The sequence below is a fragment of the Kitasatospora sp. NPDC089797 genome, from assembly GCF_040684795.1.
In the GTDB taxonomy this organism is placed as follows: Bacteria; Actinomycetota; Actinomycetes; order Streptomycetales; family Streptomycetaceae; genus Kitasatospora.
This window is the reverse complement of record NZ_JBFBGS010000024.1, coordinates 131,065-142,037: the sequence shown is the minus strand read 5'-3', so window position 1 is coordinate 142,037 and position 10,973 is coordinate 131,065. Positions and strand designations below refer to the sequence as shown.

7 protein-coding genes and 1 rRNA gene are annotated in these 10,973 nt (G+C 75.6%); 7 read left to right on the top strand and 1 reads right to left on the bottom strand.

Features of this window, described 5'->3' with window-relative positions:
- Nucleotides 1-96, top strand: a 23S ribosomal RNA gene (locus AB0O91_RS20905); the annotation flags it as partial.
- A 21-nt stretch (nt 97-117) separates the two neighbouring features.
- Here the strand turns inward: AB0O91_RS20905 and AB0O91_RS20900 are convergent.
- The gene (locus tag AB0O91_RS20900) at nt 118-360 is read right to left on the bottom strand and encodes a hypothetical protein (protein ID WP_363435253.1); all 243 of its coding nucleotides are present in this window, start codon (nt 358-360) and stop codon (nt 118-120) included.
- Between the two features lie 265 nt (nt 361-625).
- Here AB0O91_RS20900 and AB0O91_RS20895 point away from each other — a divergent pair, with 265 nt between their 5' ends.
- The 6 genes from AB0O91_RS20895 to AB0O91_RS20870 all read left to right on the top strand — a co-directional run bounded on the left by AB0O91_RS20895 (nt 626) and on the right by AB0O91_RS20870 (nt 10,955).
- Nucleotides 626-1,939: a helix-turn-helix domain-containing protein gene (locus tag AB0O91_RS20895; RefSeq protein ID WP_363435250.1), complete on the top strand. Its 1,314-nt coding sequence runs from the start codon at nt 626-628 to the stop codon at nt 1,937-1,939.
- 25 nt (nt 1,940-1,964) lie between these two features.
- Nucleotides 1,965-2,408 (top strand): cobalamin-dependent protein, encoded by a 444-nt coding sequence (locus AB0O91_RS20890; protein WP_363435248.1) that lies wholly within the window; start codon nt 1,965-1,967, stop codon nt 2,406-2,408.
- Complete coding sequence (locus tag AB0O91_RS20885) at nt 2,405-3,667, top strand: methylaspartate mutase (RefSeq protein ID WP_363435245.1); 1,263 nt, start codon at nt 2,405-2,407, stop codon at nt 3,665-3,667. The genes AB0O91_RS20890 and AB0O91_RS20885 overlap by 4 nt, the downstream gene beginning before the upstream one ends.
- 86 nt (nt 3,668-3,753) lie before the next feature.
- On the top strand, nt 3,754-4,746 hold the full coding sequence (locus tag AB0O91_RS20880; RefSeq protein ID WP_363435243.1) for an asparagine synthetase A: 993 nt from the start codon (nt 3,754-3,756) through the stop codon (nt 4,744-4,746).
- The gene (locus AB0O91_RS20875) at nt 4,743-6,062 is read left to right on the top strand and encodes a glutamate synthase-related protein (protein ID WP_363435240.1); all 1,320 of its coding nucleotides are present in this window, start codon (nt 4,743-4,745) and stop codon (nt 6,060-6,062) included. Before AB0O91_RS20880 ends, AB0O91_RS20875 begins: the two co-directional genes overlap by 4 nt.
- Before the next feature lie 165 nt (nt 6,063-6,227).
- Complete coding sequence (locus AB0O91_RS20870; RefSeq protein WP_363435237.1) at nt 6,228-10,955, top strand: amino acid adenylation domain-containing protein; 4,728 nt, start codon at nt 6,228-6,230, stop codon at nt 10,953-10,955.
- The last annotated feature ends 18 nt before the right edge of the window (nt 10,956-10,973 follow it).

Below are 10,973 nucleotides of genomic sequence, written 5' to 3'. Positions count from 1 at the left end.
CGTGTCGGGTAAGTTCCGACCTGCACGAATGGCGTAACGACTTCTCGACTGTCTCAACCATAGGCCCGCTGAAATTGCACCGGGCCGCTCGCCCGTTCCCGACCCGCTCCGTACCGGTCAGCCGCCGGTGCTGTTCCAGTCCGTGGTGCTGCCGCCGCCGGTGTGGGGGGTGCCGGTGGGGGTGCCGGTGGGGGTGGTGGTACCCGTGGTGGTGGCGCCGTCGGCCAGGACCGAGACGGTGCTGCCGGCGGACGGCGCGGCCGACTGGGAGGCGGTGGCCAGCAGGACGGCGGCACAGCCCGTGGCGACCAGGACCGCGGCCTTGCGCAGGATCGAGGACTTGGGGGAACGCTGCTTCATGGGATGCCGTCCGCTCTGGCGAGGAGGAGTGAGGAGGAGTACTGGAGTGGGGCGAGCCCGGGTGTCTTTCGTGGTGCCCCGTTCGGCTCGACACCGAGTCTGGTCGACGGCGATATACGGTCGATATTCGCCTGATCACGGGGCCCGGGGAGGGCGGTTCGACGACGACGACCGCCCATAGATCCCCCTCCCGGAACATCTGTGGTGCGGCGGCCGACCACGGTCCCAGCCGCATCGACCACAGGTGTGACCGGGAGGGATCGGCATGGACGGCGTACCGCCGGCGGCCGGCTTCGGTGAGCTGCTCAAGTACCAGCGCGAACGGACCGGACTGACCCAGCAGTGCCTGGCGGACCACGCCTCGCTGAGCGTGCGGGCCGTGCGGGACATGGAGACGGGCCGGGTGCAGCGCCCGCGGCAGGAGACCGTGCGACTGGTCGCGGACGCCCTCGGACTGCGGGGCCGCGCCCGCTCGCTCTTCGAGGCCGCGGCCCGGCAGCGGGCCCCGGTGGAGGAGCTCGTCGCCCCACCGGCGCCGCGCGGCGCCATCATCGGCCGCGAGGCGGAGGCGGAGACGCTCACCCAGGCGCTGACCGGGCACGGCGACCGACTGCTGTCGCTGGTCGGGCTCGGCGGGGTCGGCAAGTCCCGGCTGGCGCTGGACGTCGCCTGGCGGGTGCACCACGCGGCCCGCTGGTCGGTCCGCTGGGTCGCCTGCGGCGAGCCGGAGGCCGGCGCGGCCCGGGCGCCGTTCGCCGACCCGGCGGGGGCGACCACCGCCCACGACGGCCCGGACGGGGTCGCCGACCTGATCGCGGACCGGCCCACGCTGCTGGTCCTGGACGGCGCCGACTCCACCGTCGGCCCCGCCGTGCTCGACGGACTGTTCAGCCGCTGCCCGGAGTTGAGGGTCCTGCTCACCTCCAGGGCGCCGCTCGGGCTGGACGGCGAGCAGCTCGTCCCGCTGGCGCCGCTCGCCGTTCCCGGGCCCGACCCGGACCCGGAGCGGGCGATGGGGACCGCCGCGGTACGGCTGCTGCTGGCCCACATGCGGCGGCTGCGTCCGGGCCTGGCCCTCGACCCCGCCGACCGGCCCGAGGTCGCCGAGCTCTGCCGCTACCTGGACGGGCTGCCGCGGGCCCTGGAGTACGCCGCGGGCTGGACCCTGCTGGAGTCACCCGCCCGGCTGCTGGACCGGCTGGCCGCCACCCCGTTCAGCCTGCCGGCCCCGCCGGTGACCCTGTGCGAGCGCGGTGACCTGCGCGACGCGCTGGACGAGGCGAACCGCCGACTGACCGACCGGCAGCGGGAGTTGCTGGTGCTGCTGGCCGAGGAACCGGGCGACTGGTCGGTGGAGGAGGCCGCCGCGGTGAGTGGCCGGCCGCTCCAGGACTGCCGCGCCACCGTGCAGGAACTGCTGCTGCGCGGGCTGGTCCGGCTGGTGCCCGCCGCCGGCGGTGCCCGCTTCGCCGTGCTCAACCTCCTGCGCACGCTGTGCCGGGAGCACCGGGGGGCGACCGCCCCGGCCACCGGCGACCGCACCGCGCGGTCGCCCCACCTCGCAGCGCTGGCCTCGTGACCAGCCCCGATCGACGGAGAATCCCGTGACGTTCGCAGCAGCCTCGCCCGCCGGTCTGGACATCGTCGTGTCGACCATGGCATCGGACGCGCACACCTGGAACCTGGTCTTCCTCCAGATGTTCCTGGAGGAGCGCGGCCACCGGGTCACCAATCTCGGGGCCTGCGTCCCCGACGACCGGCTGGTCGAGCACTGCCGGCAGGCGGCACCGGACCTGATCGTGCTCAGCAGCGTCAACGGCCACGGCACGCTGGACGGCCTGCGGGTGGTCCCCCAGCTGCGGGCCCGGCCGGAACTGTCGGACACCCCCATGGTGATCGGCGGCAAGCTCGGCATCACCGAGGAGGACGACGTGCTGGCGGGCCGCTCGCTGCGGGCGGCCGGCTTCGACGAGGTCTTCACCGGGCCCGACTCGATCGAGCGGTTCACCGCGTACCTGGCCCGGTGGTCCACGGTGGTCCCGGCATGACGGCCGCGGCCTCGTTCGGGGGCTTCGTGGCCCGGGCGCACGCGGCGGGCACCCTGGTCGTCCAGCCCCGGATGGGCATGGCCGGGCCCGGGCCGATGCGGGCCGGACTGCAGGCCACCAAGCGGGCGGCGGCCACCACCGTCGGCACCATCACCGTCGACAGCTACACCAGGACCGGCGAGACGGCCGCCGCCCGCCGGGCCCTGGACGAGGGCGCCGCGCTGAACGGCTACCCGATCGCGACCCACCCGGTCGAGGTCACCCGCGGCGTGCTGGACGGCATCGTCGGACCGGACTTCCCGGTGCAGGTGCGGCACGGCTCGGCCCGGCCCGAGCCGATCGTCGCCGCGCTGCTGGCCGTCGGCCTGCACGCGACCGAGGGCGGGCCGGTCTCGTACTGCCTCCCGTACAGCCGCACCCCGCTGGCCGTCGCGGTGGCCGACTGGGAGCGGGGCTGCCGACTGCTCGCCGACGCGGCGCGGCCGGGGGTGACGCCCCATCTGGAGACCTTCGGCGGCTGCATGATGGGCCAGCTCTGCCCGCCCGCCCTGCTGGTCGCGATCAGCGTGCTGGAGGCGCTGTTCTTCCGGCAGCACGGGCTGCGCAGCGTCTCGCTGAGCTACGCCCAGCAGACCAACGTCCGGCAGGACGAGGAGGCCGTCACCGCGCTGGCCCGGCTCGCCGGCGAGCTGCTCCCGGACGTCGAGTGGCACGTGGTGCTCTACGCCTACATGGGCCTGTACCCGCTCTCCCCGGGCGGCGCCCAGCTGCTGCTGGACGAGGCGGCCGGGCTGGCGGTGCGCACCGGCGCGGCCCGGCTGATCGTCAAGACCACCGCCGAGGCGCACCGGATCCCCACGGTCGAGGAGAACGTCCGCGCCCTGGAGACCGCCGCCGCGATCGCCGCCGGGACGACCGCCGGCACGGCCCTCCCGGCCGCCGACAGCGTGACCTACGCCGAGGCGCGGGCGCTGGTCGAGGCCGTCCTCCAGCTCGACGACGACGTCGGCCGGGCCCTGGTCCGGGCCTTCGCCGCCGGCTACCTGGACGTGCCGTTCTGCCTCCACCCCGACAACGCGGGCCGGGCGCGCGGCGCGCTGGACGCCGAGGGCCGGCTCCAGTGGGCCGACACCGGCGCGCTGCCGCTGCCCGGGGGGCCGGTCCGCGGCCACCGCGCCGTCCTCGGCGCCGCCCAGCTGATCGACGCGCTCTCGTACGTCCAGCGCAGCTACGACCGGCGGGCGCTCGCCACCCGCTGACCCCCGGCCGGCCCCGCGCGACACCCGCCGGCCCCGCCCGACACCCGCCCACCATCCGAGCACCCCCGACGACGGGAAGACCGAACATGCCTGACGACGGCCGTACCCCCCTGCCCGGGACCAGGTCCCACCTCACCTCCCCGGCCACCCGCAGCACCCTGCGGATCCAGGGCGGACTGCTCGCGGCCGCCCGCGAGCACCTCACCTCGGCCGGCTTTACCGAGCTGCTGCCGCCGGTGATCGGCCCGGTCACCGACCCCGGTTCGCGCGGCGCCAAGCAGGTCGACGTCGACTTCTACGGCCACCGCTACAAGATGATGACCAGCGCCATCCTCTACAAGCAGGCCTCGCTGCTGGCTTTCGACAAGATCTTCTGCATCGCCCCCAACGTCCGGCTGGAGCCGCTGGAGACCGCCCACACCGACCGGCACCTCGCCGAGTTCCACCAGCTGGACGTGGAGGTGGCCGGCGCCGGGCGCGACGACGTCCTCCAGCTGATCGAGGACCTGGTGATCCACATGGTGCGCCGCACCGGGGAGACGCTGGCCGAGGACTTCGCCGTGCTGGGCCGGGACCCGGACGCCTTCGCCGACCTGCTGCGCGGTGGCTTCGGCCGGACCACCCACGCCGACGCGGTGGCCGAACTGCGGGCCGTGGGACACGACCAGAGCCCGGACGCGGAGATCGACTGGGCCGGCGAGGCACTGCTCTCCCGCAAGGCGAGCCGCCCGTTCTTCGTGACCGACTACCCCAAGGGCTCCCGCGGATTCTACGACCGCGAGTCGCGCACCGAGCCCGGCGTCCTGCGCAACTTCGACCTCATCGCGCCCGAGGGCTACGGCGAGCTGTGCAGCGGCAGCGAGCGGACCAACGACTACGCCGACATCGTCACCCGGATCCGCGAGACCGGCGAGAACCCGCAGAAGTACAGCTGGTACCTCGACCTGGTCCGCGAGGGCGTCCCGGCGAGCGCCGGCTTCGGCATCGGCGTCGAGCGGCTGACCCGCTACATCGCGGGCCGCGAGTCGGCCTGGCAGGCCAGCGCCTTCCCGAAGCTGCCGGGAGTGGTCTCCCCGTGACCCCGACCACCCCCACCCTTCAACCGGCCACCCCCACCGTCGAGCCGGCCACCACCACCCTTCGGCCGACCACCGCGCCCGACACCGCCACCGCCCCCGGCTTCCCCGAGCCGGAGGTCCGCCGCCGGGCCAGGCTCGGCGCGCCCGCCGCCTTCCCGCCCGCCGAGGCCTACGGCCGGGTGCTGCTCGGCGCGGGGGCCGCGCCCGCCGGTGACGGACTGGACGAACTGCGCCTGGTGCCACCGGTCTTCATGCCCCGGCGGCTGGCCAAGCTGATCGACCTGGGCCGGGAGCCGATGTACCGGGACGTCGACCTGGCCACCACGATCGGCGGCTTCGCCGCGCCGCTGCCGGTGTACGTGTCGGCGCTGGGCTCCACCCGCGCCGCCGGCGGCGACCCGGGCCTGGCGCTCAGCCGCCAGGCCGGTGCGCTGGGCGTGCCGATGGTCATCGGGGAGAACGTCGTACCGGTCAACGGCTACGGCCGGCCGGACGAGGACGCCTCCCGCTCGCTGCTCGGTCGGCTGCGCGCCTACACCGAGCAACTGCCGGACGGGCTCGGCGGTGTGACCGTCCAGCAGAGCACCGAGGACGCCGACGCCGAGGTCTGGAACCTGGTCTACAGCGACCCCGCCGCCCGCGCCCTGCTGGACTCCGGCCGGCTCGGCTTCGAACTGAAGACCGGCCAGGGCGCCAAGCCCGGGCTCGGCGGGATGACCGTGCTGGACGCGGCGGAGGCCGCCCGGCTGGACGGCCGCTACGGTCTCGACCCGGACCTGCTGGACGGGCCGTACGTGCTGCGCTCCAGCAGTCCCGGCACCTTCACCGCGGAGATCCTGCGCCAGCAGGTCCGGCTGATGCGCAACAACTTCCCGAGGGCCCGGACCTGGGTCAAGCTCCACCCCGGCCGGGACGTGGCCGAGGCGGCCCGGGTGGCGGCCGACGCCGGGGCCGACGCCGTCACCGTGGACGGCGCCGAGGGCGGCACCGGCTGGGCGCCGCTCGCCTTCACCGCCCAGGTCGGCCTGCCGCTGGCCGCCTGCCTGGGCCGGCTGGCGGCCGACCCCGTCCCCTGCCTGCTGGTGTCGGGCCGGATCTGGGAGGGCGTCCGGGCCGCCAAGTGCCTGGCGCTGGGCGCCCGGGCGGTCGGCCTCGGGCGGGCCGCGCTGCTCGCCGTGGCGGAGGACCCGGAGCGCGGCCTGATCCGCCTGCTGGACTGCATGGCCGCCGAACTCAGGCTGCTGGCCAGCGCGTTGGGCAAGTACTCGGCCGCCGAGCTGGGCCCGGAGGACCTCTGGGCCCCGGGCACGCCGTAGCGCGTGGACCCCGTCCGCCCCACCGCCGTCCGCCCAACTGCCGTCGGCCCCAACGACTTCCGCTCCACCGAATTCCGCCCCGGCCGACCGAGTCGCCCGGTGGCAGCGGCGACCGACGCCGCCTCCGTCCCCCTTCCGAACTCCTTCACCCAGCGGGGTAGAACCATGTCACACGGAATCACAGACGCTTTCGCGGCGGCGGTGCGCAGCCACCCCGACCGCCCCGCGGTGCGGGGGGCGGAGCGCAGCCTCGACTACGCGGAACTCGACCGGCTGAGCGGGGCCCTGGCCGGGCGGATCGTCCCGGGCCAGGTCGTCGCGGTGTCCGCCCGCGACCGGGTCGACCAGGTGGTGGGGCTGCTCGCCGTGCTCCGGGCCGACGGGATCTACCTCCCGCTGGACGCCGGGGCGCCCGCCGAGCGCAACGCGTTCATCGCCCGGGACGCCGGGGCGACCGCCTTCCTGACCGACGGCGTGCTGACCGGCTCCGACACCCCGGTGGAGCCGGCCGGCGGGGCCGGCTACCTCATCTACACCTCCGGAACCACGGGGCGCCCCAAGGGAGTCCACGTCGGCGCCGACCGGCTCGCCGAGCACCTCCGGGCGGCCGTCCGGGCCTTCGGGACGACCGCCGCGGACACCGTGCTGCAACTCGCCCGCCCCACCGTGGACGTGGCCGTCGAGCAGGTCCTCACCGCGCTGACCACCGGCGCCCGCCTGGTCGTCCCCGGCCAGGCGCTGCTCGCCCCGGGCGAGTTGCTGGGCCTGCTCGCCGAGGAGGGGGTGACCGTCGCCAACCTGTCGGCCGGCTACTTCCAGGAGATCGTCACGGCCGTCCGGGCCGGCGCCGCCGTCCCCGCCTCGCTGCGGCTGATGATCTCCGGCAGCGACCGGCTCTACCCGGAGGCGGCCGCCGCCTGGCGCGAGGCCACCGGGGTACCGCTGATCAACGCGTACGGCCCGACCGAGACGGTGATCACCTCGACCGTCCGGGAGCTCACCGCCGCCGACGTCCTGGTGCCGATCGGCGACGCCCTGGGGGAGCGCGCCCTGTACGTGCTGGACGACCGGCTGGAGCCGGTGGCCCCCGGCACGGCCGGCGAGCTGTACATCGGCGGCCCGCTGCTCGCCTCCGGCTACTGGGGGCGCACCGGGCTCACCGCCGAGCGCTTCGTCGCCGACCCGTACGGCCCGGCCGGCGCCCGGATGTACCGCACCGGCGACGTGGTCCGGCGGGACGCGCAGGACGGCCCGCTGGTCTTCCTCGGCCGCGCCGACCACCAGCTGAAGATCCGCGGCTTCCGGATCGAGCCGGGCGAGATCGAGCAGACCCTGGCCGCCCACCCGGCGGTGGCCGCCTGCGTGGTCACCGCCCCCGAGGGGCGGCTGACCGCCCATCTGACCGCCGTCCCCGGGGCCGCCCCCGCCCCCGGCGAGCTGCGGGACTTCCTCGCCGACCGGCTGCCCGAGCACATGGTCCCGGCCGCCCTGGTCGTGCTGGACGCCTTCCCGCTGACCGCGAACGGCAAGATCGACCGGGCCGCGCTGCCCGCGCCCGGCCCGGAGGCCGCGGCCGGTGAGGAGGCCTGGGTCGCACCGCGCACCGAGGCCGAGCAGCTGCTCGCCGCCGTCTGGTCCGACGTGCTGGGCGTGGCCAGGGTGGGCGCCCACGACAACTTCTTCCACCTCGGCGGCGACTCGCTCACCGCGGTGCGGGTGGTCGGCCGGGTCGCCGACGTGTTCGGCCTGATCTCCCCGTACGCGATCTTCGACGCCCCCACCCTCGCCGAGTTCGCCGTCGCCGTGACCACCCCGGAGGGCGAGCAGCGCCCCGCGCTGACCCGCACCGGCCGCACCGAGGCGCCGCTCTCCGGCTTCCAGCGCGGTCTGTGGTTCCTCGACCAGTGGAACCCGGGCGCGCCGACCTACAACGTGCCGTGGGTGTTCCGCTTCGACGGCGCCCCGGAGCCGGAGCTGCTGCGCGCCGCCCTGGAGACCGTGGTGGCCCGGCACGAGAGCCTGCGCACCGCGTTCGTGTTCGGCGACGAGGAGCCGCTCCAGGTGGTCCGGGAGCGGACCGAGCTGCCGTTCACCGTCGCCGACGCGGCGGAGGCCGACCTCGACGGGCTGATCACCGCCGCCGCCCGGACCCCGTTCGACCTGGAGACCGACCCGCTGCTCCGCGCCCACCTGCTGCGCGTCCCTTCCGGGCGGGCCGTGCTGGTGCTGGTCATGCACCACATCGTCTGGGACGAGGGCTCGCTGGCCGTGCTGGAGCGCGAGCTCAAGGAGGCGTACGAGGCGCTGCGCGCCGGGCGCCCGCACCGCCTGCCCGAGCCGGCCGCCCAGTACGCGGACTACAGCGCCTGGCAGCGGGAGCCCGCGGTGAGCGCCGCGGTCGGCGGCCAGCTCGCCTACTGGGAGAAGCAGCTCGCGGACGCCCCGGAGGCGGAGGTGCTGCCGGTCGACCACCCGCGCCCCGAGCTCCAGGCGTTCCGCGGCGCCCACCACTCCTTCGCGGTGCCGGAGCCGGTGGCCCGGGCCGTCCGGGAGCTGGCCCGGGGCGAGGACGCCACCCCGTACATGGTCCTGCTGGCCGCGCTGGCGATGACCCTGCACCGCCGCTCGGGCGCGCCGGACCTGGTGATCGGGGCCCCGGTGAACGTCCGCAACCGCCCTGAACTCGCCGACATGATCGGCTACTTCGTCAACCTGCTGCCGCTGCGGCTGCGGGTCGGCGCGGACACCGACTTCCTCGACCTGGTGCGCCAGGCCCGGGACGTCTCGATCGGCGCCTACCGCAACCAGGAGGTCCCGTTCGACGCCATCGTGGACCGGGTGGTCGCCGACCCGCCGCAGGACCGCAACCCGCTCTGCCAGGTCGTGCTGGAGATGCACGCGCTGGACTCCCGCCCGCTCTCCCTCGACGGCATGGCCGTCACCCGGGAGCTGCACATGCACGGCGTCTCCCGGTTCGACCTGTCGATCTCGGTGGACGACCGCGGCACCGGCTTCACCGGGCGCTTCGAGTACGACTCCGACCTGTTCGAGCCGGCCACGGTCGAGGAGCTGTGCGAGGCCTGGCTCGGCACCCTGGCCGCGGCCGTCGCGGCCCCGGTGCACCGGCTGTTCGAGGCCGCCGCCGCCCGCACCCCCGGGGCCGTGGCGCTGATCGCCGAGGGCGCGGAGCTCTCCTACGGCGAGCTGGAGCGCCGCGCCAACCGGCTGGCACACCACCTGGCCGGCCGGGGCGTGGGCCGCGGCACCGTGGTGGCGATCCTGGTCGAGCGCGGCTTCGACCTGGTGGTCGCCCTGCTCGCCGCGCTCAAGACCGGCGCCGGGTACACCCTGCTCGACCCCGACTTCCCGGCGGCGCGGCTCGCCGCGGCCGCCACCGACAGCGGGGCCCGCCACCTGGTCACCCACCGCGGCGCGGCGGTCCCGTTCGACTGGCCGGGCGAGCACGTCGACCTGGACGCCGTCGCCGACCTGCTCGCCGGGGCCCCCGACCACGCCCCGGACGTGCCGGTCACCGGCGCGGACCTGGCCTGCGTGATGTTCACCTCCGGCTCGACCGGCCGCCCCAAGGGCGTCGCCGTCCCGCACCGCGCGCTGACCACGACCTACCTCGGCCAGGACTACGCCCGGTTCGGCCCCCGCGAGGTCTGGCTGCAGTGCGCCCCGGTCTCCTGGGACGCCTTCGCCCTGGAACTGTACGGCGCGCTGCTGTTCGGCGGCGTCTGCGTGCTCCAACCGGGCCAGCGGCCCGACCCGGAGGCCATCGTCGAGCTGACCCGCCGCCACGGCGTCACCCAACTCCAGCTGTCCGCCAGCCTGTTCAACTTCCTGCTGGAGGAGTTCCCGGACGTCTACGCCGGGCTGCACACCGCCTTCACGGCCGGCGAGCGGGCCTCGGTCACCCACGTCGGCAAGGCGCTGGAGCGGTTCCCCGGGCTGCGCGTGGCCAACGGCTACGGCCCGGTGGAGAGCCTCGGCCTCACCACCTGCCACACCGCCCGCCCGGAGGACGCCGCCGCCGGGTCCATCCCGATCGGCCGCCCGCTGGCCGGCAAGGGCGTCCTGGTGCTGGACGAGGCGCTGCGGCCGGTCGGGCCGGGGGTCACCGGCGAGCTGTACGCCGGCGGTGACGGCCTCGCGCTCGGCTACTGGGGCCGGCCCGGGCTGACCGCCACCCGCTTCGTCGCCGACCCGCACGGGGGCTACGGCCGCCGGCTCTACCGCACCGGGGACCTCGGCCACCGCACCGCGGACGGCCTGCTGGAGATCACCGGCCGGGCCGACGACCAGATCAAGATCCGCGGCTTCCGGGTCGAGCCCGGCGAGATCGAGGACCTCCTCACCCGGCACCGCGACGTCCGGGAGGCGGCCGTGACCGTCCACGAGACGGCCACCGGGGACCGCCGGCTCGCCGGGTACGTCGTCACCACCGGGCCGGACGCCGACACCGAGTCCATCCTCGGCTGCCTGGCCGAGCAGGTGCCGGCCCACATGGTCCCGGCCACCCTCGACGTGCTGGACGCGCTGCCGCTGAACGCCAACGGCAAGGTCGACCGCCGCGCCCTGCCCGCCCCGGCACCCGTCACCCGGACCGTCCCGCCCGCCGGGGCGCCGTCCGAACAGGCCGGGGCCGGGGAGCCGGAGGCCGGCCGCACGGCCGACCTCGAGCGCCTCGTCCTCGACGCGATGCGCGAGGTGGTCAAGGCCGAGCAGGTCGACCGCCACGACAACTTCTTCCGGATCGGCGGCAACTCGCTGACGGCGGTCCGCCTGGCGATGCGGCTGTCCCGCGCGACCGGCACCCGCGTCCTCCCGCAGCTGGTGTTCCGGGCCAGGACGGCGAGCGCCATCGCCGAACAGCTCCTCCAGCGCTGACCCCCGCCGACCGCACAC